Genomic DNA, 21,478 nt, shown 5'->3' on the forward strand with positions numbered 1-21,478 from the left:
TTCCTCCATGACAGCGACCGCTTTTCCCCGCTGGTTCGGGGTGCGCCGACTCGGCGCAACGCTCGTTGCGCTCTGGTGCTGCACCGTTGCCGCGCAGCCCCTGCCGGCCGCCGACACCGCCGCCCGCGACGCAGCGACGGCCACGGCCGCCGCGCCGGCCGCCCCTGTCACGACGGCCGCCGCCCCCGCCGCCAGGCCCGCGCCATCCTGCACCGCCGACGGCGGCCCGGCCGGGCGGCCGGCGATCGGCCTCGTGCTGTCCGGCGGCGGTGCGCGCGGATATGCGCACCTGGGCGTGCTGAAGGTGCTCGAGGAGAACCGCATCCCGATCGACTGCATCGCCGGCACCAGCATGGGCGCCGTGGTCGGCGGCCTGTACGCGAGCGGGATGGCCGCCGACGAGATGCAGAAGCAGCTGTCGGAGGTGAACCTGGCCGACATCGCGTTCGACGTGACCGATCGCGCGGACCTCCCGCAAAGCAGCCGCGAGGACGAGCGGCTCTACATCAACAGCCTGACGCTCGGCTTCGGCAAGAAAGGCGTGAAGGCGCCGGTCGGCCTCGTGCAGGGCAACCGGCTGCAGGCGCTGCTCGCGAACTGGACGGCCGCCGTGCCGACCAACCAGCCGTTCGACCAGTTGCCGATCCCGTATCGCGCGGTCGCGACCGACCTGCAGACCGGCCAGATGGTCGTGCTCGACCACGGCTCGCTGCCGCTCGCGATCCGCGCGAGCATGGCGATGCCCGGCCTGTTCGCGCCGGCCGAGATCAACGGTCGCGCGCTCGTCGACGGCGGGCTCGTCAGCAACCTGCCGGTCGACACCGCGCGGCAGATGGGCGCGAAGGTCGTGATCGCCGTCGACATCGGCTCGCCGCTGCGCCCGCTCGACGCGCTCGCGTCGCCGGCCGACGTGATGCAGCAGATGGTCGGCATCCTGATCCGCCAGAACGTGACGTCGCAGCGCAAGCAGCTCGCCGCGCAGGACGTGCTGCTCACGCCCGACCTCGGCTCGCTCGCGTTCACCGATTTCCAGAACGCGAAGCAGGCGATCGCCGCCGGCGCGGCCGCCGCGACGGCGGCGCTGCCACGGCTGCGGCACTTCGCGCTCACGCCGGAACAGTACGCGGCCTACCGGTCCGCGCATGCGCAGCCGCTACCGCCGCCGATCCGCATCACGCGGGTCGAGATCAAGACGACCGGCGGCGTGCCCAAGCGCGTCGTCAGCGACGCGCTGCACGTGAGGCCGGGCGACATCTACGATCCGGCGACGGTCAGCCAGGACCTGCTCGGGTTGACGACCGGCGGCAATTTCGAGAGCGTGACGCAGCAGATCGTGAGCCACGGCGACGAGAACGTGCTCGAGATCGATGCGCGGGAGAAATACTGGGGGCCGAATTTCCTGCTGTTCGGCGTCGGGATGTCGAGCAGCTCGACCGACGAAGGCGGCTTCCGCCTGCACGTCGGCTATCGGCGGCCGTGGCTCACCGAATCGGGCCTCGAGTTCCGCGCGGATACGACGATCGGCAGCGACCTGCAGTCGGCGCGCGTCGAGTTGCGCCAGCCGTTGCCGGCCGCCTACGGCTTCTACATTTCGCCCTACGCGGAATATCAGCGTCGCTACGTGAACGTGTACGACGACAGCGGCGAGGTGAAGCTGAATCAGTACCTGATGCAGACGGCGCGCACCGGCCTCGACTTCGGCCTGCCGATCGCGCGGCTCGGCGACTTCCGGATGGGTATCGGCTACGCGACCGGGCATGGCTCGCCGAACTACAACCTGCCGTTCCCGTTCGACGACGGCAGCTCGACGCTGATGTGGCCGAGCTTCACGTCGCAGGCGCTGACCGCGCGCGCGCGGCTCGTCATCGATCAGCTCGACGATCCGATGTTCCCGAGGCGCGGCTATTACGGCGAATTCCGTGTCGAGCGGTCGCTGTGGTCGCATAACAGCGAGTCCGCCGAGAATCTCACCGATGTGTCCAACAGGCCCTACACCGAGCTCTACGGCAAGGCGATGATCGCGCAACAGTTCGGCCGGCACAGCGTCAGTGCGACGATCGAAGGCGGCAAGAGCATCGGCGGCACCAACCTGATCAACGCGTTCAACTTCACGCTCGGCGGATTCCAGCATCTCGCCGCGTATGCGGCCGACCAGCTGACCGGCAACGAACTCGCGTACGGCAACGTGACGTACATGAACCAGCTGATGACGTTCAACGCGTCGCCGATCAAGGCGCTGTCGATCGGCGCCAGCGCGGAACTCGGCAACGTGTGGTCGAGCGGCGTGAACGTCGGCGGCGGCACGCTCAAGCAGAGCTATACGTTCTTCACGAGCCTGTCGACGGCATTCGGTCCGCTGTACATGGGTGTCGCGCTTGCGCCGGGCGGCCGGCGCAACATCTACCTGCAGCTCGGCCGCACGTATTGACGGCGCTCAGATCGGCCAGCTGATCTCGAAGCGCGCGCCGCCGAGTTCGGCCGGATCGACCACCGCGATCCGGCCGTTGTGCGCGTGGAGCACCTGCCGCGTGATCGCGAGCCCGAGCCCGTAGCCGCCGGTGCGGCGGTCCAGGCGCACGAACGCGTCGAAGATGCGTTCGCGCTCGCTCTCCGGCACGCCCGGGCCGTCGTCCTCGACGTAGATCGCGATGTTGCCGTGCTCGATCGCGAGCCCGACGACGATCCGCGACGCCGCGTATTTGCTCGCATTGCGCAGCAGGTTGCGCATCGCGTACGACATCAGCCGCCGGTCCATCTTCACGCGCAGATCCGACGCGATCGCGATGCGCGACTCGATCGCGCGCTCCGGATACAGCAGTTGCGCGTCGCTGATCTGGTGCTCGAACCACGCGACCGGCGCGGTCAATTCGAGGTTCGACTGCAGCGAGCTGTATTCGAGCCGCGCGTACGTGAGGCTCATGTCGATCAGTTCCTCGAGCTCCGTCACGTCCTGCGCGATGCTCTCCAGCGCACCGTGGTATTCGGCGGCGGAGCCCGGTTCGCGCAGCATTTCGAGCGCGAAGCGCACGCGCGCGAGCGGCGTGCGCAGCTCGTGCGAGATGCCGTTCGTCAGGTCGCGCTGCGCGGCGATCAGACGCTCCATGCGCATCGCGAGCGCGTTCAGCGTGCGCGCAAGCGGGCCGATGATCACGCTGTGCGATTCGCGCGCGCGCGTGTTGAAGCGCCCGCCGGTGAAGTCGATCGCGCGTTCGCGCACCATCACGAGATCCGACCAGACCGGCCGCATCCATCGGTACGCGGCGAGCGCGGGCGCGGCGAACACGAACGCGAGCACGATCCAGATGTCGCCCGGCAGCGCATCGAACGCATGCCACACGACTTGCGGCGACAGCACCACGCACAGCGCGAGCGCCGGCACGAGCGCCGTCAGCAAGACGAGGCCGAGCAGGTGCAGGTAAGTGCGCACGTACAGGCGCGACCAGCTCGGAATGCGGTCGGCGCGCGTGTCGGTCCACGCGCGCCGGAAATGCAGCCAGCGCCATTTGACGTAGCGCAGCGTGGAAAGCGGCGGTGCATCGGGGTGCGAACGGGTGTGTCGGATCATCGGGGCTTCCGGCTATCGTGCGATGCGCGGCGGCGCCGGCCGGCGGCATTGCGCCGGGCCGGCGTCATTCCCACGCATGCTTGCTGAACTGGTAACCCTTGCTGCGGATCGTCTTGATCCGCTGCGGGTTGCCCGCATCGTCGTGGAGCTTGCGGCGCAGCTTCGAGATGCGCCCGTCGATCGTGCGATCGAGCCCGTCGAACTCGACGCCGCGCAGTTGCAGCATCAGATCGTCGCGACTGACCACTTCCCCCGCATGGCATACCAGCACCCAGAGCAGGTCGAACTCCGCCGACGTGAGGTCGGGCGAGTCGCCGCCCGGCAGCACGACCGAGCGGTCGGTGCGGTCGATCGAGAACTGGCCGAACGTGTAGCGCTCCGGCTGCGGCGCGGCACCGTCGGCCGTGCGCACGGGAACGCGGCGCAGTTGCGCCTTGATCCGCGCGAGCAGGATGCGCGGCTCGACCGGCTTGTGCACGTAGTCGTCGGCGCCGAATTCCAGGCCCAGCAGTTCGTCGAACGGCTCGTCTCGCGCCGTCACCATGATGATCACGCCGTCATACTGCTTGCGCGCCTCGCGGCAGATCTCGAAACCGTCCTTGCCCGGCAGGTTCACGTCGAGAATGACGAGATCCGGGCGCGTGGACAGGATCGCCGGCACGGCGGCGTCACCGTGCAGCACAGTGTCGACTTCGTAGTCGTTCTTGCGCAGGTAGCCGGCGATCAGCGTGGACAAGCGGGTGTCGTCTTCGACGAGCAGGATGCGAAAAGACATGGGCAACGGTCGGATCATACGGGGAGACCGCGGCGGCACCGGGCATGCACCGGCTGCCGGCCATCGGCCGAAACGTACCGCATGATACTGCGCCCGCCGATTGCCTGTTTGAAGATCGGGAAAATAAGGGTGCGATGGCAGCCGCGCTTGACGAATCGGCGCCGAAACGGTTCCATACGGGCTCTCTGAAAACCGGGCCGCGCCCCGCCCTGCCTCGCACACGATGAACTATCAGCCGATCCTCGAACGCATCCATGCCGAACTCGCCCCCTGGATCGGCCAGGGACGTGTTGCCGACTACATTCCCGAGCTCGCCAAGGTGCCCGCCGACAAGTTCGGCATGGCCGTCGTGACGCTGGACGGAAACGTTTACACGGTCGGCGACGCGCGCGAGCGTTTCTCGATCCAGAGCATCTCGAAGCTGTTCGCGTGCACGCTCGCATTCCAGCTGCTCGGCGATGCGCTGTGGGAACGGGTCGGACGCGAGCCGTCCGGTACCGCGTTCAATTCGCTCGTTCAGCTCGAAAGCGAGCGCGGCAAGCCGCGCAACCCGTTCATCAACGCCGGCGCGCTGGTCGTCACCGACGTGCTGTGCCGCCGTTTCGTGAAAGCCGAGACGGCGCTCGTCGAATTCGTGCGGCGGCTGATCGGCGCGACCGACCTCGACTACGATTCGCGCGTTGCGCTGTCGGAGCTGCAACATGCGGAGCGCAACCGCGCGATGGCGCATTTCATGGCGAGCTTCGGCAACATGCAGATGCCGCCCGACACGGTGGTCGAAGCGTATTGCCGCCAGTGTGCGATCACGATGAACTGCGTCGAGCTTGCGCAAGCGGCGCTGTTTCTCGCGAACGGCGGCGTCGCGCCCGTCACCGGCGAGCGGATCGTCGACGCGAGTTCGGCAAAGCGGCTGTCGGCGCTGATGTTGACCTGCGGGACGTATGACGCGGCAGGCGACTTCGTCTATCGCGTGGGCTTGCCGGCCAAGAGCGGCGTCGGCGGCGGGATCGTCGCGGTGCTGCCGGGCGATATGGCCGTGTGCGTGTGGGCTCCGGGGCTCGATGCGAATGGGAATTCGTTGGCGGGGACGAGGGCTTTGGAATGGTTGACTACGTATTCCGGGCGGTCGATTTTCTGATGCGTTGAAGTTTGGTGTGGCTCGTCTGGCTCAGCGGCGGCGGGTTCATATGGGCGTGCACAGGCGTGCGCAATGGGGAAATGGTTTATCGGTAATCGGCAGCAAGCGACCCATTGCAGCCGGTCGACTCAGGCGGACATAGCCGATCGCGTTTAAGGTGAAACGAATGTCTGTTCAGTCACCTGCTGCGCAGCAGCCGTGTCCAGAAAATGGTGGTCGTCTGGACACCTCGTTGCGCCCCATTTTGACATCACCGAAGCCACCGACGAGTGTTAATATACCCGTCAATTTTCCAGTGTTTTGATCGCGTCAACGAATCGACGCATCGGGTACGCTAGCGCATCGAACGATGACCAGCACCTAGATTTGCAGCCCGACGCGCTCGAGAAGGCCGGGTATGCGGCGATCTGCGAGGACACTGCCACCGGTAAGAGTGCGGCCAGCCCGGAGCTAGAGCGATGCCGGAAGGCACCGCACACTTGGAGATACCCTTGCGGCAATCGGATCGACTTGGCCTCAGTTTGTGCGACTTCGTGCAGATCGTCATCGACCCGAGCAGCAACGTGTGGGCTTTAATAGCTTGACGGCAAAGATCGAGACAGGCAGCGCAGCAGGCAAGTTGGTTTTCCATGTATTCGCGGCGCTGGCATTCAGGTAGCCAATGTAGCTCGTCGTTATGGCGTATCTGGAACAAACTTGTATAAGTACGTGGGCGTCAGCGCTCCAGGGTAATGAGGACACAGGATGCCCACAAAAAAAACCTGCACGGCTCAGGTGGGGGAATGAAGACCTACAGCACAGCGCAACTTTCCGCTCTGACTCGGCTGTTTTCCGCTGCCGTTTTCCGTGAAATGGCGAAGAATGGCCGGTCCGGATTGTTTCGTCGACTGCTCGGGCAGACCGATCTGATCGAGCATGTTGGTCCGTACGCCACTGTCGGCGACACCTTCGATTCCGCATTCGATATTTTGAAAATCGCGGGTCACCGCGACGAATACATCTATCGAGCGGCGATCAGTCAGAAAGTGTTGATGGGGACACATTCGCTCCGCACCGCCTCCATGCTCAATGAATTTCGTGTCGGCAACTGCAAGGCTGATCTCGTCATCTTGAATGGCACCGCGACTGTCTATGAGATCAAGTCGGAGCGGGATTCGCTTGCGCGGCTTGTGAACCAGGTCGGAAACTATAAGCGAGTTTTCGCTAAAGTAAATGTAATCGCGAGCGAAAGCCATATCGAAGGCATCTTGGACACGATTCCGGACGATGTTGGGGTGATGTGCCTTTCCAAGCGCTACCGGATCGCGCTGGTGCGCGAAGCCGTAGACTGTCCAGCGCGAATCTGTCCGGTGACTGTATTCGAGTCGTTGCGCATGGCCGAGGGCATCTCAATCTTGCAGGCACTAGGTGTAACAGTACCGGAGGTTCCCAATACGCAGAAGCACGCCGTGATGCGTGACCTCTTTGCCAAGCTTGACCCGGTTGCGCTACATGTCGAGATGGTCCGGACGCTCAAGCGGACGCGCGATCTTGCACCCCTCGGCGACCTTGTCGATAGTTTGCCTCGGTCTTTGCAGGCTGCGGCGTTGTCGGTATCCGTGCGCCGTTCTGATCATTCGAGACTGATTGAGGCAATAGCGACTCCGCTGCTCGCGGCCATGACTTGGAGCTGATCGACGTATGTACCATCCCTATTTCCGCGGAAAACAATTCGAGCTAATCACGATCCGCGAGATGGCGAAGTTGCTCGCCCACAAGAACTTCGTACCTGTGATTGAACCAGTACGCGAGTCGCTCGGCGGCCTTAAGAGGACCTTGAGTGTGTTATGCGACGTCGGTGGACGCGCAACTATTATCGTGAACCCCTATCACGGCGACCATCAGGAAAACGGAGCGAGCATCACCGGCCTCTTACAAGAAGACTTTAGGGGCGTTAACAATATTTGTGCCGGCATTCTGCTGCGCAGTGACATGACGGTCGACGAGGTAATGCGCTGCTATGACCAACATGCCGATCATCACCCTGTTCTAATTCACGCGGGATTCACTGAACCCAAGGCGTTGGCGGCCGCACTGGAGGACGGCATGTCCGGTCTCACCAACGTCTTCATCGAAGATCATGCCAAACTGCTCTATCGGAAACATTTCGATAAAAGCACACGCATTCTCGTGCGGGACGGATTTAAGCGGTTGCGCAATGCCGATTATCCGGAGATGGAAGAGTTCTCTGATCTCCACGTTACCTATGGCGACCTCGGCATGGCGGGCTTTGGCGATTTTCTGATCGTCGGCGACGTCTACAGCGAGGGCGGAGGTCCAGCCTATGCCGTAGCAATCCACCTAACCTTCATTAATCCTGAGAAGGACGATGTAATGTACATCTATCACTTCGTCTCGGACACGAAGGACACGCCGACTGACCCTGCCGGCAAGTTCGCTCAGGCTTTGACGAAGTTGATAGCGAAATTGGACAGCGGAACCTCCCATATCCTTGAGACCGACGCGATCAAGGAGTTCCGTGACTTCCACGCTAAGGGGCATTTCCCCGGTCTTGGCTACGTCAAAAAACTCTCGATGAAGCATCACATCGAGACGCTTGCCGACTATCTTGACTGAGCCACATGGCAATGCGTTTTTGCTGCCCGGAATGCTTCGATGATCACGCACTGCGAGATCAGCTTTTCCCTTCGCTAGATCCTGGTCATGGGACATGCGATTTCTGCGGGACAACTGATACTCAGCTCGTTGAGCCAAGCAAGCTCGCCAACTATTTCGAGCTGCTAGTTAATGTCTACGAGCCGAGTAAGGATGGGAAGTCGCTGGTCGAATGGATGAAGGACGACTGGCAGCTCTTCAGTCATCAGCGCATGGACGTTGCGCACGCCAAAGAACTTCTCGGCGAAATTCTCGATGACGGCGAGATTGTCCGGGGCACTTTCGCTCCATCGGCAAGTTATATTAGCGAAGGCCTCGCGCAGTGGGATAAGCTACGCGACGAGATGATGTATGCCAATCGTTGGTTTCTCGATGTTGCCATTGACCTAGATCGTCTCCGCCAGCTGCTTGACATGCTCCTGGCACCAACATTACCTCGGCGGTGGTATCGCGCGCGAATTCGTACCGAGGATAAGATCTTCCCTGTCGAGGAGATGGGGGCACCACCGAAGCGGCGCTCGTCACATGGCAGGGCTAATCCGGCAGGTATTCCTTATCTCTATCTCGGATCACTTCCCGATACGGCCGTTGCTGAGATAAGGCCCCATACTGGTGAGCTTGCTTGTGTCGCTGATTTCACGATTCCCGAAATCAAGGCTGTTGACCTGCGCAATCCGCGCAAGCTCGTATCACCATTCATTCTTACCGACGCAAGTGAGATTGGCCAACTGCGTGCAGACTTACCTTTTCTTGAACGTCTGGGTGAGGAGTTGACGCGACCGGTTCAGCCGGCGGGTGCAGCGATCGACTATATTCCGAGCCAGTATCTCTGTGAATTCATCAAGAAGAGCGGCTTCGACGGAGTCGTCTATCGCAGTTCTGTAAGCGACGGTATCAATCTCGCGTTGTTTAATCCAGCACAGGCGGTTGGTGGGGGCGTGACGCTATACAACGTGACCAAGGTGTCGGTCCAAGTAGCTGCCGCCTAAGGAGGCTCTGCCCCTGATCGCTCAATTGACACTGGCCGCACATCAGGATGGCGCCAAACAATTGGGGCCTTCTGGCCGAACTCGGTCATCAACCGTGGAGCGACCTCGCCCAGCCCGCCCCCCCCGAAGGCGTTCCCTATCAGTTCCTGCAGGAGTGCTGCGGACGCTGGCGCAGGAGTGGTTGACGACTTATACGGGAAGGTCGATTTTTGAGGTGACGGGCTGCGGTACGCGCCGTTCAGCCCGACAGGTTCAGAAAGTCAGCGAACACGACTATCCAAAAACCCGAGCCCACACCGCCCGAAGGCGTCGCGCGCGGTCTTCGAAGAGATACGACGCCGCAAGCGTCAAGAGACCTGAAATGACCCCCGTCACGATGTGCTCGACATAAGGGATACGGTAATGACTCGTATGTGAGTACGCGTCACCCAACGTCGTCAGGATGCCGACGAGCAGTGCATTGCCGTATCGATGCGCGTAGAGCTTCGCCGCAATCGTGAAAGTCAAAAGTACCGCGAGGACTCCAGTAAGCAGCCCTGTCTGAAATGCAATGATCCAGTGGGAAGCGCTCATGATGTTTCCCCAGCTCCCCGGCATGCAGGTCATGCACGCACTGGTCGGCTGCCAGAAGCGCTGGATAAACAGTCTGACGCGGTGCCTCCACTCGGTTGACATGATGCTTGGCTATGCGTTTCGCTTGGGATTCCAAGCCTTGTGTACGAACTCCAGACGATTGCCATCGAAGTCGGCAACATTGGCGGCGTAGTATCCGGGCGCGAAATAGGTTCGATCCGCGGGCTTCCCCTCATCGATGCCGCCGGCTTTGATGGCTGCTGCGTATGCGGCGTCGACCAATTCATTCGTGTCACAGACGATCCCGAGGTAGAGCCCGGTCTCGCCGTGCTTGCGTTGGCGTAGCCAGATGCTCGATCCAACACCCTTTCCGCTTCCGTAGACATCGTCGCCGATTCCGTAAAGATCCGGAACGCCGTCCGGGCCCGAAGCGGAGTCGTAATTGCCGAACACTTTCCAGCCTAATGGCTTCAAGGCTTCCGAATAGAACGTCATCGCCTTGTCGATGTCGGTGACCGAGATATAGACGTGGTCGATCATGGGTGTCCTTCGAGGTGGCTGGGTGATGTGCGTGTCCAACTATAGCCGACGGCGTGGTTTTCATGTGCCAGCTGGCTCGATCGAACGTCTCCTGTTGGCCCGCCACTGCCGTCTGTCGTCTCCGGCAACCGGCCACACTTCGCAAAATCAGACACTAGCGAGTTGCGCGAACTAACGCCAGCCATCTCCCGATGCCTACGCACAAGTAGGGTGCTTACCCATCCGAGCCATCCAACGCCTGTGCCATACTCCCGGCAACGCACCGTCCGGTGCGCGATTCCGCCAAGGTTATGTCCGCTCTGTTTCGCAGGAAGATGGGCAGCATCTTGGGATTGCTTGCAATCCTGATGGCGGCGCTTGCGCCAACGATATCGCAGAGCCTTTCGTCGGACCACCAGTTCGACGCGGTATCCGGGGCGTTCTGTACCGCGCGAAATGGCGCCGACAACACCGCTCCCAACCCGTCGCCCTTGCCCGAGAAGGCGGCCCACTGGCAGGCATGCGCGTATTGCGGTCTGCTTGCCGACATGCCCGCGCTACTTGGCGGGGCCACGGCATTCGCACCGACCGATTGGGGCGTTCATCCCGCTTCGGCCACCACGTTTCAAACACCTCCAAGCGCTTTCCACTTCGCTGCGGCCCAGCCGCGTGCGCCGCCATTTTCATCCTGACTGAGCCAGCCCTGCCGCGATGCAAGTGTCATTGCATCGCCGTGTCCTCGCGCGTCCTTCGACAGGCGCGCGGGTACATTCACGCGCCTCACACAAGGATCGAATCATGCGCACCATTCCTGCACGCGGCAACGTGCAACTTGCCGCCCTGATTGCGCCGGCGACTATCGCTGCCCTGCTTCTGTTTCCCTCGCTTGCATCCGCGCACGCCATTGCCGGCAACCGTGTTTTCCCGGCGACGATGGCAGTCGACGACCCGGGCGTCGGCGACGAAATCAATCTGGAATTCGGCCACGGCAAATCGCTGACCGACGATGGCGACGAGCAGAACACCAACACGACGTCTCTCGAATGGGACAAGCTGATCACGCCCAATTTCGCCCTTTCAGTGGTGGGAACCTACTTCAATATCAACGCGCCGAATGGCGGATCGGCCCGTGGATTCGACAACTTCGCGTTCGGCGTCAAATACCGCTTCTACGTGAACGAAAAGCACGAGTTCATGGCTTCCGTGGGCGCCGTCGCGGAACTGGGCGGCACCGGAGCGAGGTCGGTCGCCGATCCACACTCCGCGATTACGCCGACGCTTTATGTCGGCAAGGGATTCGGCGATTTGCCGGACAGCCTCAAGTATCTGAAGCCGCTCGCGATCACCGGAACCCTCGGTCCGCGCCTGACGATGAACAGCGCCGATCCGGATTCGTTGAGTTGGGGCGTCACCGTGCAATACAGCCTGCCGTATCTGCAAAACTTCGTGCAGGATGTGGGACTCAAGGCGCCGTTCAATAACCTGATCCCGGTCGTCGAGTTCCCGATGAGCACCTGTACCGGCGGTCCGTGTTCGGGACACACGACCGGCAGCGTCAATCCCGGCCTGCTCTGGCTCAATCGATGGGGCCAGTTTGGCGTGGAAGCCGTGATTCCTGTCAATCATGCAAGCGGCAAGGGCGTCGGGATCCTGCTTCAGGCACACCTGTTTCTGGACGACGTGATGCCCAACTCGCTTGGCAAGCCATTTTTCGGGAAAGGGGAATAGCCATGCCGACATTCAACCGATATCGCCACGGCTTGCGTGCAGCGACGATCGCGACCGGCATCTTGAGCGCGTCGACGGCATTCGCCCATGTGTTTCCGCAGAAGCAGTCGCCGTCGGCAGGAGCCGAAGTGGTGGCGCCCACAACGGTCGCAATCGAGTTTGACGGGCCGCTCGAACCTGCGTTCAGCTCGTTGAACGTCAGCAATTCGAATGGCACGCAAATGAATACCGCGAAGGCTGAGGTCGATCCGAACAACCGGAAGTCAATCCATCTTGCGCTGCCGACGTTACCGCCCGACACGTACACGGTGCATTGGGTCGCGGTCGCGTCGGACGGACATCGCACGCACGGCGACTATTCGTTCAAAGTGAAATGATGAACCCGGCGACGGCTTCCGCAGCGATCGTGATTACCGTCGTCGCTAACGTAACGTGAGGCAGAGTTACATCTTTTCCTTCACACCCGAACTAATCAGCCACCAGTTAACCGGATAACTGGTAGCGAATCCTGCGAGCATTGCCAGCTGCATGGCGAACCAGAATTCCGGGCTCGCGACTTTCGCGATTCCTCCGTAAGCCGGCTTGAACCACATGAACTGGATGATCGCCATCAGTCCGTACATGCCTACCTGCCACGCAGTGATCGACGCAATATCCGCCCTGACGGCCGCAACCAGACCTGCGCGGACCGAAAGCCCTCTCATCGGCTTGATGGTGAAGTACTGAAAGATGATGCCGAGCAGAAAGGCGACGATGAAATCAGGAATCCATACGGCGAACGTTTTTTCATTGAACACCGTGTGCCACCCGAACCAGACCGCCAACGCGGGGAAAGCAAAAGTCGACCACTCAACGATGATGTCTCCCAGCGTACAGCCCGCGCCGCAGTGGCTCGTGCCTTTCATCACCATTGCGGCGAACGGCTGATCGTCGGTCTTGTGCTCCGCGCCGGTGACATTTCGTCCCCAGCGGTAGTACGCGCCGACCCACAAGACAGTCCCGAACAACGCCGTCAGCGGCCAAACGACGCTCATGATCCACATCTTCTGCGGGTGTCGAACTTCGTCAATGACGATCGCAACCGCACAGATCGCACCCAAAATGATCCATGTAACCGAAAGCGCATTCAGCCACGATGGGAAGGTTCCGTAGTTCATCTCGATTGCTGCCGGCGAGTCAAATGCCAAGCAACCAGCAAGGCGCGTTCCCTTTGGAGCGCCGGTGTTTTCCGTCTCTCGCTTGATCGCTGCACCGGCCGAGTGTCGCGCCGTGGCGCAAGCCGATCGTCGAAGACGAGCACAACATTCTCGGCCCGGGTGGCGCCGAAACGAGACAGCCGGTTTATAGTGCCGGAGTTCCAACACGCTCACGCTTGAATAATCAACATCATCCAACGAGCGATTCGATTCTCTGAAAACGCCGAAATGACTCATGGGAGAGCATCAGTCATGCAACCGGAACACGCTTCAGATCTCGCAACAACGCATCACGCCGATGCGGAAAACCGCACGCACACACCGATTCCGCCGATCCTGCCGGCCAAGACCGCGCTGATCGTCATGCACTACCAGACCGACATCCTCGGCTTATTCCCGTCGGTCGCCCCCACCCTCCTCGCCAACACACGCAAGCTGTGCGATGCAGCGCGCGCCGCCGGCATCCATGTCTGTTTCGCCAATCTCCGCTTCAGCCCCGGCTATCCGGAAGTGAGCCCGCGCAACAAGAACGGGCAAGGCATCAAGCAGCTCGGCCGGTTCATCGACGACGGCCCATGCCCGGAACTCGGCCGGCTCGACAACGAACCGCTGACCGTCGCGCATCGCGCGAGTGTCTTCTTCCGCACCGATCTTCAGCCGCGACTCGTCGCGCAAGGCATCGACACGCTGATCCTCGTCGGGATTGCATCGACCGGTGTCGTGCTGTCGTCGGTTGCGCATGCAAGCGACGCGGATTTCCGGCTGTACACGGTAAAGGACTGCTGCTACGACCCGGATGAGATCGTGCACGAGCATCTGTTCGCGACGGCGTTCGAGACGCGCACGACGGTGTTGTCGCTCGCGGATGCATTGCGGCTGCTCGCATAGACAAGCGTCATCTGTATTACGCCGGCCGGAACGCTCCCGGCCGGCGCTCCTTGCGAAACCTTCCGCGTTACTTCGCGATATACACGCCCGATGTCGGACACGTGCCCTGCGTATTGCCGTCCGTCACGAGCGACGCCGCACTCGGAAACTGCGTGGTCGCATTCGTCTTCACCGCGATCCATGCTTCCGTGAAGTAGCTGACGCCGTTCGTCTTCGTGCACTTCAGCGACACCGCACTGCGCGTATTGCTGCCGAACGCGCCCTCGAATGCTGACAGCAGTTGGTTGCGCGTCACCGTCTTGCCCGCGTTCGCCTGCAGGAATGCGTTGAACGACGTGTTGCCGAGCCGGCTGATCATGCCGGCCGCCTGGTTCCAGTACGCGTCCGGCGTCGCCGAATTCGAGCAGGTGCCGTGCTTGAACCATTCGTGCTTGTCGAGGCACGACGCCACGCCCGGCATATAGGTCGACAGCGTGTTGCGGGTCGCGCTGCTGATCGGGTACGCATCCATGCTGCACCACTGGTGCGCGTTGTCGAGATCGACGTCGCTCTGCGGCACGCCGCAGTAGAACGGCTGGTTGCCGTCATACCTGTTCGGCCACAGGCCGTGCAGCGACAGGCTCGTCGCCGCGTACGTGCCGGCGAGATTCGTGCACTCCGGCGTGTCGTGCGACGCGCAGAAGCCGGGCTCCCACGAAGCGGCGAGCAACAGGTAGTCGTAGCTGGTCTGCGCGACGGCGTGCAGCGAGGCGGATGCGACGGCGAGTGCGGCCGCGGCGCGGGCGAGCGTCTTGAGCATGGCGTGTCCTCGGAAAAGGCTTGCGGTCGCGGGATGCGTCGCAAGATTGTCGAATGTCTGCCCTCGATTGTTGCCCGCGCAACATTGCATCAATATGAAGGTAGACGAAGGAATTCGTAGTGCCACACGGATCCGGTGCCAGCGGTACCGATACCGATGCTCGCCTTCCCGCACCTGAGACGCCGGATTGCCCGGCGCCACGCGATCATTTCGCCGACGCGGCTTCCGATCCACCGGGCGACAGCGCCGCGCTGTCCTGCTCGCGCCACGCGCGGCGCGATGCCATGATCGCCTTCACCGCCGAGCGCGCGACCTTCCACCATGCGAACGGCCGCGGATCGGCGAGCATGCTGAGCGCGCGTGCATAGTCGAGCGTGAGGCCGGGCGTCCAGGCCATCGTCACCGCACGCTTGCGGATCTGCGCGGCGACCCACAGCTCGGGCGTGAGCAGCAGCCGGACGAATGCGCCCCAGCCGGCGCGCGTGCCCTTGAGCCGCCACACCGCGCCGTCGAGTGCCGCTTCGAGCGCGTTCGACACGGTGCTCGAGCAGTTGCGATGCGTGAGGTTGTACGTGACGTTCTGCCGATACGACGACCAGAAAGCAGCCAGCTTCGCCGGATCGTAGTTGCGGATCCGCACGCGCACGGTCGACGGGCACCACGCCTTCGACTCGGTCTCATAGTCGGGCTGGAACAGGCCCGGTACGTCGTTCTCGCGCGTCGCGCGCAGGATCCGCGTGAATTCGTCTGGAGAACGATCGATCTCGACGGCCGGATAGAGGCTGATGTAGATGCCCTCCGGCGACTCCAGCGCCGCATGCCCGGTGGAAATCACGCCGTTGACGTCCACCGCCGCGATGTAGCGGTCGATCACCGGATAGCGCTGGGCTTCGGCCTTCGACGTGCCGGTCGGCGTCCACACGTGCACGGTCAGCGCATGCTCGTGGTCGGCCGGCGGCCCGTCCCACTCGGATTGCGTGAAGCGCGGGATGTCGGGCGCCGCGTCGATGTCCGGCACGATCGACGGCGCCGGCGACGTGACGAATGCCGGGTTGCGCGTCAGCCACCGCACGCGCGCGGCCAGGCTCAGCATGTGCATCCCGCCGAACATCAGCAGCAGGCCGAGGCAGTACGGCACGGTGCCCGCATAGTGGGTCGGATACGGCTGATAGAAGAAGATCGCGAGCAGAATCTCGACGACGCCCCACGCGAATGCGACGTTCCAGCGGCGGTAGCGCACCATCCACGCGGACGTGCACTGCAGCAGCCCGTCGACAAGGAACAGCGTGCCGAAGATCATCGACAGCAGGAAGTGCCCGTGATGATGGCCCGCGAACACGAGGCCGGCGGCGAGCACGACCGCCACGCCCTTCACGTAGCGCAGGATGCGCTGCCCGCCGACGCCGCTGCCGGCCACCGCGAGCGTCGCGAGCCCTTCGATCAGGAACAGCCACGCGAACAGTTCGATCGGAAAATGCAGCGCACCATCGAGCGCGTCGACGAAGATGCCGACGCCCGCGACGACCCACAGCCAGCCGAGCACGGTCAGCCCGCGCCAGCGCGTTCGCAAATATTCGATGCCCAGCAGCAGCAAGACCAGTCTTACCATGGCGCCCTCGTATCGTTTTTCGGGATACGCGCTGGCCACGCGTCTCCGGTCGTGCCGACCGCGCATCGTGCGATGCGGAAGTCGGAAGGCGGGAATGCCGGCCGGCGCGTCATCCCTCGACATGAGCAATGGCAACCGGCACACGCCGCTTTCGCCGAATAATAAGATATGGTGGAGCCGGTTGAAAGCTCGGCGAAAACAATTCCGGCGAGTCGGGACACCCGATATCAGGTTCGCCGTGATCCAGGCATCCCGGCAATGACGGTCCCATTCACCGATTTCGCAATGCGGCGCCCGCGTGGCCCGCCTCCCGAACGGAACACGAACATGCGCACCTCACCGCTTCACACTCCGCCGCTCGGCCCGCAACTCAAGCGATGGCGCACGCTGCATCGGGTGAAGCAGAGCCACGCGGCCGAGTTGTTCGGCGTCGCGCAATCGACGATCTCGCGCTGGGAAGCCGGTATCCAGCAGATGTCCGCCGACGAGCGCGCGATGGCCGAACGGTTGCTTGCCGCGCGCCTCGATTCGGCGGGCGACCGCGCGCTCGCCCGGCTGATCGCGGGCAGCACGGCCCGCATGCATCTCGTGTGCGACCTCACCCACCGTCTGCTCGCCTGCTCGCCGTCGCGCGCGGCCGAGTTCACGCGGCCGCTGTCGACATTGGTCGGCACGTCGCTCTGGCGGTACGCGTCGCCGGAGATCGTCCGCATGGAAGCCGCGCTCGACCCGCTCGGCTGGCACGATCGCGCGGGACCGCCGAGCGTCGAATTCACGACCGGCGCCAATGCGTCGCGCGTCGTGCCGATCCGCGGCAGCACCTGCCGATGGACGCGGATGATGCTGTCGGACGGCTCGGCGGCGCGGCTCGTCGAAACGCTGTAGCCGGTGCGCCAGTCGCCGGCCGCAAGTGCGGCGCATATTTCATGCGTGGACGCATCGCCTCGGCGTGTCGTACGCTTGAATGCTCGATTCACGCACTTCGCTGCCATGAACCTCGACACGATCCACGCGCGGCTCGATTTCCTGCGCGACGCCGAACGCCTGAAAGACGTGCTACGCAGCGGCCATACGTCGGCCGGGCGCGCCGAAAGCACGGCCGAACACAGCTGGCGGCTGTGCCTGATGGCGCTCGTGTTTGCCGATGCACTGCCCGATGTCGATACGACGAAGCTGTTGAAGCTGTGCGTCGTCCACGATCTCGGCGAAGCGCTGCACGGCGACATCCCCGCGATCGAGCAGGCCGCGCATCCTGACAAAAGCACACACGAACGCGACGACCTGCTGACGCTGACGGCCGGGCTGGACCGCGCGCTGCGCGACGAGATCGTCGCACTGTGGAACGAATACGAGGCGGCGGCATCGCCGGAAGCGCGCGCGGCGAAGGCGCTCGACAAGCTCGAGACGATCCTGCAACACAACCAGGGCAGCAATCCGCCGGATTTCGACTACGCGTTCAATCTCGGCTACGGCCGGCGCTACACCGACGCGGCCCCGCTGTTCGTCGCGCTCCGCGCGATCGTCGATGCAGACACGCAACGCAGGATCGACGCACGCGGCAACGACGCGTAAGCTCGCGGAACCGGCCGCGCGGCATGCGCGTCGCATTCGTCCGAAACGCGAGGCACGCATGACGCAGAACATCTACGACGATCCCGCTTTCTTCGAAGGCTACAGCCGCCTGAACCGCTCGATGCAGGGGCTCGACGGCGCACCCGAATGGCCCGCGCTGCGCGCACTGCTGCCTGCGCTGCGCGGCCTGAACGTGCTCGATCTCGGTTGCGGCTATGGCTGGTTCAGCCGCTGGGCCGCCGATCAGGGCGCCGCGAGCGTGCTCGGCATCGACGTGTCCGAACGCATGCTGGAGCGCGCGGCGTCGATGGCCGCGCATCCGGCCATCACCTACCGTCGTGCGGATCTCGAAACGCTCGCGCTACCGGATGCCGCATTCGATCTCGCGTACAGCTCGCTCGCATTCCATTACATCGCGCATCTCGACACGCTGCTGCGCACGATCCACCGTGCGCTCGTGCCGGGCGCGCGGCTCGTGTTCTCGATCGAGCATCCGATCTACACGGCGCCGCGCCGGCCCGGCTTCGTCGTCGATGCGCAGGGCGCGCGATCCTGGCCGATCGACGGCTATCAGCGCGAAGGCGAGCGCGTGACTGACTGGCTCGCGCCGGGCGTCGTCAAGCAACATCGCACGCTCGGCACGCTCGTGAATCTGCTGATCGCGAGCGGCTTCACGCTCACGCACCTGAACGAATGGGGGCCGACACCGGAACAGCTCGCGGCGATGCCCGCGCTCGAAGAGGAACGCGACCGGCCGATGATGGCGATCGTGGCCGCGCAGCGTTAACGCCGCACGCGTCATTCACACACCGTCGCCCTGCGCCTTGCCGGCGCGAACGCCACCGCGCTCGCGGTCGCGAGCACGGCCACGCCGGCCGCGCCGTACACCATCACCCAGCCGAACCCGTGCACGAGCGCCGCGTGCAGCGCCGCGCCGGTCGGGTCGGCCTTTGCGAGCGCCGGCGCGATTGCCTGCAATCCGTCGGTGCGGCCCGACGCGATCTGCTGCGCCAGCATGCGCAACGTCGCCGCATCGACCGCGCCCGCGACGCCCGCCTTCAGGCTCGCGACGATCCCCGCGACCAGCACGAAGCCCATCGCCGCGATGTTCAGCGCGAGCGAGATCATTCGCGCGCTCATGTCGATGCCCGACGCCATCCCGGCCCGCGCACTCGGCACCGCGCCCGTCGTCGTGTTCGTGACCGGCGTGTTGGTGAGCCCGAGCCCGATGCCGGCGATCACGCAGCCGGGCAACATCGTGAGCCAGCTAGCATGCTCGACGCCGCTGCCGATCCGCATCAACGCGAACCCCGCCGCGATCGTGAACAGCCCGCCCGGAATCACGACACCCGGCCCGTAGCGCAGCGCGAGCCGCTCGCCGAACGGCGGCGCGACGAGCGTCGGCAGCGTGTACGCGAGCAGCGCGAGGCCGGCCGTCACGCTGTCGTAGCCGAGCGCAACCTGGAACCAGATCGGCAGATAGATCATGAACGGCCAGAAGCTGAAGTTCATTCCCATCGATCCGAAGATCGCGCCGGTGAACGCGCGAATCCGGAACACGGAGAAGTCGAACATCGGCCGCGCGCTGGTGCGCTCCGCGACGACGAAGCCGGCGAGCGCGAGCACGGTCGCGCCGAGCACACCGAGCCCGGCCGCGCTCACGAGCCCCAGCTCCGCGCTCTGCGTGATATAGAACGCGAGACCGAGCACCGCGAGCGACAGCGTGACGATGCCCGCGACGTCGAGCGTGCCCGCGTGCGGATCGCGCGACTCCTGCACCGCGCCGCCGATCAGCAGCAGCGCGGCGGCCGCGAGCGGCGCATGCACGAGGAACACCCACGGCCAGCTCGCCAGTGCGACGATCGCGCCGCCGACGATGGGCCCGAAGCCGAGACCGATCCCGAACACGATCCCCCAGATCCCGAACGCGCGGCCGCGCTCGCGCCCTTCGCGGAACTGGTGCGACAGCACCGCGATCTGGCAGATCAGCATCGCGCCGCCGCTCGCGCCCTGCAGCAGCCGGCCCGCGACCAGCACCGGCACGTTCGGCGCGAGCCCGCACAGCAACGACGTCGCGCCGAACAGCACGGTGCCGATCACGTACACGCGCTTGCGGCCGAACCGGTCGGCCAGCGTGCCGGCCGCCATCAGCACCGTCGTGCACGCGATCGTGTACGCGTTCATGATCCACTGCATGCCGTTGAAGTCGCCATGCAGCACGTGTTCGAGCGTCGGCAGGATCACCGGCACGCTCGAGATCTCGAGGCCGAACATCAGCGACGTGAGACAGACGGCCGCGAGCGCGACCGCATTCCTGCGGGAGTCGGATAGCGTCATGCGTATTGCGCGACGGCCCGCGACGAGCCGCGCGCCTCCAGATGAGAAAAATGCGCCGCGTACGGCCGGCAACGCACGCTGGGCGGGAATCGGTACTATAGTGAGAATTTCCCTCCCCATTGACGCGTCCGCTTCTCCAGACTGGGGAATCGCAGGACCCAATCCATTCATCCCGCCATGATTGACAAACTCGACGGCGTGACGACCTTCGTCCAGGTCGTGGAATCCGGCAGCTTCGCGCTTGCCGCGGAACGGCTCGACATGACGCGCTCGGCGGTCGGCAAGGCGATCGCGCGGCTCGAGAAGCGGCTCGGCGCGCGACTGCTGCAGCGCACGACCCGCAGCCAGAGCCTGACTGACGACGGCCAGGCGTACTACGACCGCTGCGTGCGCGCGCTGGCGGAGCTGGAAGCGGCCGAAGCCGATCTCGATTGCGGGCGCAACGAACCGCGCGGCAAGCTGCGGCTGAGCGTGCCGCTCGCGTTCGGGCATCACTGCGTGACGCCGATCGTGCTCGACATCGCGCGCACCTATCCGCATCTGCGGATCGACGTGTCGATCACCGACCGCTTCGTCGATCTGGTCGAGGAAGGGATCGACCTCGCGGTGCGGATCGGCCCGCTCGCGGACAGCACGAGCCTCGCGGTGCGCCGGCTCGGCACGCAATACGGCAGCCTCGGCGCGGCGCCATCGTATCTGGCGCGCTACGGGATACCGCAATCGCTCGAGGATCTGAGAAACCACCGGACGATCGCGTATTCGCGCTCCGGTGTCGTGCAGCCGTGGGACCTGCGCGCGCCTGACGGCTCGACGGTACGCATCGACATGCCGCATCAGCTCGGTTTCGACGACGTGCAGGCGATCGCGGCGGCAGGCGCGTCGGGATTCGGGATCGCGTGGCTGCCGAGCTGGCTGCTCGATCATTACGTGAAGCGCGGCGAGATGGTCGTCGTGCTCGATCGCTGCTTCGTCTGCGAAGGCGACATCCACGCGATCTGGCCGAAAACGCGCTATCTGCCGCGCAAGACACGCTGCGTGATCGATGCGCTCGTGGAGGCCGTGCCGCCGATGATCGAGCGCTGAGCACGGCAGCGCAGCAAGGAAATGCATTGAAACCGATGCGCCGCCTGCGCGC

At 63.8% G+C, this 21,478-nt stretch carries 21 protein-coding genes; 13 read left to right on the forward strand and 8 right to left on the reverse strand.

Annotated elements, in window-relative coordinates:
- Window positions 1–7: 7 nt before the first annotated feature.
- The gene (locus HW466_RS20175) at window positions 8–2,428 is read left to right on the forward strand and encodes a patatin-like phospholipase family protein (protein WP_060135595.1); all 2,421 of its coding nucleotides are present in this window, start codon (window positions 8–10) and stop codon (window positions 2,426–2,428) included.
- Between the two features lie 6 nt (window positions 2,429–2,434).
- Here the strand turns inward: HW466_RS20175 and HW466_RS20180 are convergent, their stop codons facing one another.
- Both HW466_RS20180 and HW466_RS20185 read right to left on the reverse strand, forming a co-directional pair.
- Complete coding sequence (locus HW466_RS20180) at window positions 2,435–3,565, reverse strand: ATP-binding protein (RefSeq protein ID WP_151004222.1); 1,131 nt, start codon at window positions 3,563–3,565, stop codon at window positions 2,435–2,437.
- 64 nt (window positions 3,566–3,629) lie between these two features.
- Window positions 3,630–4,340, reverse strand: a complete 711-nt coding sequence (locus HW466_RS20185) for a response regulator (RefSeq protein ID WP_059447269.1) — start codon at window positions 4,338–4,340, stop codon at window positions 3,630–3,632.
- A 223-nt stretch (window positions 4,341–4,563) separates the two neighbouring features.
- Between HW466_RS20185 and HW466_RS20190 the strand changes: the two genes are divergently transcribed.
- From HW466_RS20190 to HW466_RS20205, 4 genes are all read left to right on the forward strand, one after another.
- Window positions 4,564–5,478, forward strand: coding sequence for a glutaminase (locus HW466_RS20190; protein ID WP_059447268.1), 915 nt, complete (start codon window positions 4,564–4,566; stop codon window positions 5,476–5,478).
- A 782-nt stretch (window positions 5,479–6,260) separates the two neighbouring features.
- Window positions 6,261–7,151, forward strand: coding sequence for a sce7726 family protein (locus tag HW466_RS20195; protein ID WP_151004224.1), 891 nt, complete (start codon window positions 6,261–6,263; stop codon window positions 7,149–7,151).
- 7 nt (window positions 7,152–7,158) lie between these two features.
- Window positions 7,159–8,094 (forward strand): sce7725 family protein, encoded by a 936-nt coding sequence (locus HW466_RS20200; RefSeq protein ID WP_151004226.1) that lies wholly within the window; start codon window positions 7,159–7,161, stop codon window positions 8,092–8,094.
- 5 nt (window positions 8,095–8,099) lie between these two features.
- Window positions 8,100–9,122, forward strand: coding sequence for an RES family NAD+ phosphorylase (locus tag HW466_RS20205; RefSeq protein WP_151004228.1), 1,023 nt, complete (start codon window positions 8,100–8,102; stop codon window positions 9,120–9,122).
- A gap of 273 nt (window positions 9,123–9,395) precedes the next feature.
- Here the strand turns inward: HW466_RS20205 and HW466_RS20210 are convergent, their stop codons facing one another.
- Both HW466_RS20210 and HW466_RS20215 read right to left on the reverse strand, forming a co-directional pair.
- Entirely contained in the window at window positions 9,396–9,797 is a 402-nt protein-coding gene (locus HW466_RS20210) for a hypothetical protein (protein WP_151004230.1), read from the reverse strand.
- A 9-nt stretch (window positions 9,798–9,806) separates the two neighbouring features.
- Window positions 9,807–10,235 carry a VOC family protein gene (locus HW466_RS20215; protein WP_060271499.1) on the reverse strand — a complete coding sequence of 143 codons (429 nt, stop codon included), beginning with the start codon at window positions 10,233–10,235 and terminating at the stop codon, window positions 9,807–9,809.
- A 290-nt stretch (window positions 10,236–10,525) separates the two neighbouring features.
- Between HW466_RS20215 and HW466_RS20220 the strand changes: the two genes are divergently transcribed.
- The 3 genes from HW466_RS20220 to HW466_RS20230 all read left to right on the forward strand — a co-directional run bounded on the left by HW466_RS20220 (window position 10,526) and on the right by HW466_RS20230 (window position 12,319).
- Window positions 10,526–10,906, forward strand: a complete 381-nt coding sequence (locus HW466_RS20220; protein WP_081060496.1) for a DUF2946 family protein — start codon at window positions 10,526–10,528, stop codon at window positions 10,904–10,906.
- 106 nt (window positions 10,907–11,012) lie between these two features.
- Window positions 11,013–11,942, forward strand: coding sequence for a hypothetical protein (locus tag HW466_RS20225; RefSeq protein WP_151004232.1), 930 nt, complete (start codon window positions 11,013–11,015; stop codon window positions 11,940–11,942).
- Window positions 11,943–11,944: 2 nt separating this feature from the next.
- Window positions 11,945–12,319 carry a copper resistance CopC family protein gene (locus HW466_RS20230; RefSeq protein ID WP_151004234.1) on the forward strand — a complete coding sequence of 125 codons (375 nt, stop codon included), beginning with the start codon at window positions 11,945–11,947 and terminating at the stop codon, window positions 12,317–12,319.
- Between the two features lie 66 nt (window positions 12,320–12,385).
- On the opposite strand, the gene HW466_RS20235 is transcribed toward HW466_RS20230, so the two are convergent.
- Window positions 12,386–13,099: a DUF4396 domain-containing protein gene (locus HW466_RS20235; RefSeq protein ID WP_151004244.1), complete on the reverse strand. Its 714-nt coding sequence runs from the start codon at window positions 13,097–13,099 to the stop codon at window positions 12,386–12,388.
- A gap of 291 nt (window positions 13,100–13,390) precedes the next feature.
- Between HW466_RS20235 and HW466_RS20240 the strand changes: the two genes are divergently transcribed.
- Window positions 13,391–14,026, forward strand: a complete 636-nt coding sequence (locus HW466_RS20240) for a cysteine hydrolase family protein (RefSeq protein ID WP_151004236.1) — start codon at window positions 13,391–13,393, stop codon at window positions 14,024–14,026.
- Window positions 14,027–14,093: 67 nt separating this feature from the next.
- Here the strand turns inward: HW466_RS20240 and HW466_RS20245 are convergent, their stop codons facing one another.
- Window positions 14,094–14,825, reverse strand: a complete 732-nt coding sequence (locus HW466_RS20245) for a ribonuclease T2 (RefSeq protein ID WP_059544200.1) — start codon at window positions 14,823–14,825, stop codon at window positions 14,094–14,096.
- A gap of 205 nt (window positions 14,826–15,030) precedes the next feature.
- Window positions 15,031–16,434, reverse strand: a complete 1,404-nt coding sequence (locus HW466_RS20250; protein ID WP_151004238.1) for an HdeD family acid-resistance protein — start codon at window positions 16,432–16,434, stop codon at window positions 15,031–15,033.
- 327 nt (window positions 16,435–16,761) lie between these two features.
- Between HW466_RS20250 and HW466_RS20255 the strand changes: the two genes are divergently transcribed.
- The 3 genes from HW466_RS20255 to HW466_RS20265 all read left to right on the forward strand — a co-directional run bounded on the left by HW466_RS20255 (window position 16,762) and on the right by HW466_RS20265 (window position 18,793).
- Window positions 16,762–17,319 carry a helix-turn-helix domain-containing protein gene (locus HW466_RS20255; protein ID WP_151004240.1) on the forward strand — a complete coding sequence of 186 codons (558 nt, stop codon included), beginning with the start codon at window positions 16,762–16,764 and terminating at the stop codon, window positions 17,317–17,319.
- Between the two features lie 105 nt (window positions 17,320–17,424).
- Window positions 17,425–18,006, forward strand: coding sequence for an HD domain-containing protein (locus HW466_RS20260; protein WP_151004242.1), 582 nt, complete (start codon window positions 17,425–17,427; stop codon window positions 18,004–18,006).
- A 58-nt stretch (window positions 18,007–18,064) separates the two neighbouring features.
- Complete coding sequence (locus HW466_RS20265; RefSeq protein ID WP_059506539.1) at window positions 18,065–18,793, forward strand: class I SAM-dependent methyltransferase; 729 nt, start codon at window positions 18,065–18,067, stop codon at window positions 18,791–18,793.
- Window positions 18,794–18,804: 11 nt separating this feature from the next.
- Here HW466_RS20265 and HW466_RS20270 read toward each other — a convergent pair whose 3' ends face one another.
- Window positions 18,805–20,343: an MFS transporter gene (locus tag HW466_RS20270; RefSeq protein WP_174905613.1), complete on the reverse strand. Its 1,539-nt coding sequence runs from the start codon at window positions 20,341–20,343 to the stop codon at window positions 18,805–18,807.
- A gap of 177 nt (window positions 20,344–20,520) precedes the next feature.
- Between HW466_RS20270 and HW466_RS20275 the strand changes: the two genes are divergently transcribed.
- Window positions 20,521–21,426, forward strand: coding sequence for a LysR family transcriptional regulator (locus HW466_RS20275; protein WP_151006232.1), 906 nt, complete (start codon window positions 20,521–20,523; stop codon window positions 21,424–21,426).
- Window positions 21,427–21,478 lie beyond the last annotated feature (52 nt).

Origin of the sequence: Burkholderia territorii, from assembly GCF_902833055.1 — a bacterium.
In the GTDB taxonomy this organism is placed as follows: domain Bacteria; phylum Pseudomonadota; class Gammaproteobacteria; order Burkholderiales; family Burkholderiaceae; genus Burkholderia; species Burkholderia territorii.

Excerpts from the sequence above, each read along its gene's own strand:
- HW466_RS20190 (WP_059447268.1), top strand. The coding sequence starts at position 4,564 with ATGAACTATCAGCCGATCCTCGAACGCATCCATGCCGAACTCGCCCCC.
- HW466_RS20195 (WP_151004224.1), top strand. The coding sequence starts at position 6,261 with ATGAAGACCTACAGCACAGCGCAACTTTCCGCTCTGACTCGGCTGTTT.
- HW466_RS20270 (WP_174905613.1), bottom strand. The coding sequence starts at position 20,343 with ATGACGCTATCCGACTCCCGCAGGAATGCGGTCGCGCTCGCGGCCGTC.
- HW466_RS20215 (WP_060271499.1), bottom strand. The coding sequence starts at position 10,235 with ATGATCGACCACGTCTATATCTCGGTCACCGACATCGACAAGGCGATG.
- HW466_RS20250 (WP_151004238.1), bottom strand. The coding sequence starts at position 16,434 with ATGGTAAGACTGGTCTTGCTGCTGCTGGGCATCGAATATTTGCGAACG.
- HW466_RS20275 (WP_151006232.1), top strand. The coding sequence starts at position 20,521 with ATGATTGACAAACTCGACGGCGTGACGACCTTCGTCCAGGTCGTGGAA.
- HW466_RS20185 (WP_059447269.1), bottom strand. The coding sequence starts at position 4,340 with ATGTCTTTTCGCATCCTGCTCGTCGAAGACGACACCCGCTTGTCCACG.
- HW466_RS20175 (WP_060135595.1), top strand. The coding sequence starts at position 8 with ATGACAGCGACCGCTTTTCCCCGCTGGTTCGGGGTGCGCCGACTCGGC.
- HW466_RS20225 (WP_151004232.1), top strand. The coding sequence starts at position 11,013 with ATGCGCACCATTCCTGCACGCGGCAACGTGCAACTTGCCGCCCTGATT.
- HW466_RS20230 (WP_151004234.1), top strand. The coding sequence starts at position 11,945 with ATGCCGACATTCAACCGATATCGCCACGGCTTGCGTGCAGCGACGATC.
- HW466_RS20180 (WP_151004222.1), bottom strand. The coding sequence starts at position 3,565 with ATGATCCGACACACCCGTTCGCACCCCGATGCACCGCCGCTTTCCACG.
- HW466_RS20210 (WP_151004230.1), bottom strand. The coding sequence starts at position 9,797 with ATGTCAACCGAGTGGAGGCACCGCGTCAGACTGTTTATCCAGCGCTTC.
- HW466_RS20200 (WP_151004226.1), top strand. The coding sequence starts at position 7,159 with ATGTACCATCCCTATTTCCGCGGAAAACAATTCGAGCTAATCACGATC.
- HW466_RS20260 (WP_151004242.1), top strand. The coding sequence starts at position 17,425 with ATGAACCTCGACACGATCCACGCGCGGCTCGATTTCCTGCGCGACGCC.
- HW466_RS20245 (WP_059544200.1), bottom strand. The coding sequence starts at position 14,825 with ATGCTCAAGACGCTCGCCCGCGCCGCGGCCGCACTCGCCGTCGCATCC.
- HW466_RS20265 (WP_059506539.1), top strand. The coding sequence starts at position 18,065 with ATGACGCAGAACATCTACGACGATCCCGCTTTCTTCGAAGGCTACAGC.
- HW466_RS20205 (WP_151004228.1), top strand. The coding sequence starts at position 8,100 with ATGGCAATGCGTTTTTGCTGCCCGGAATGCTTCGATGATCACGCACTG.
- HW466_RS20240 (WP_151004236.1), top strand. The coding sequence starts at position 13,391 with ATGCAACCGGAACACGCTTCAGATCTCGCAACAACGCATCACGCCGAT.
- HW466_RS20255 (WP_151004240.1), top strand. The coding sequence starts at position 16,762 with ATGCGCACCTCACCGCTTCACACTCCGCCGCTCGGCCCGCAACTCAAG.
- HW466_RS20235 (WP_151004244.1), bottom strand. The coding sequence starts at position 13,099 with ATGAACTACGGAACCTTCCCATCGTGGCTGAATGCGCTTTCGGTTACA.
- HW466_RS20220 (WP_081060496.1), top strand. The coding sequence starts at position 10,526 with ATGTCCGCTCTGTTTCGCAGGAAGATGGGCAGCATCTTGGGATTGCTT.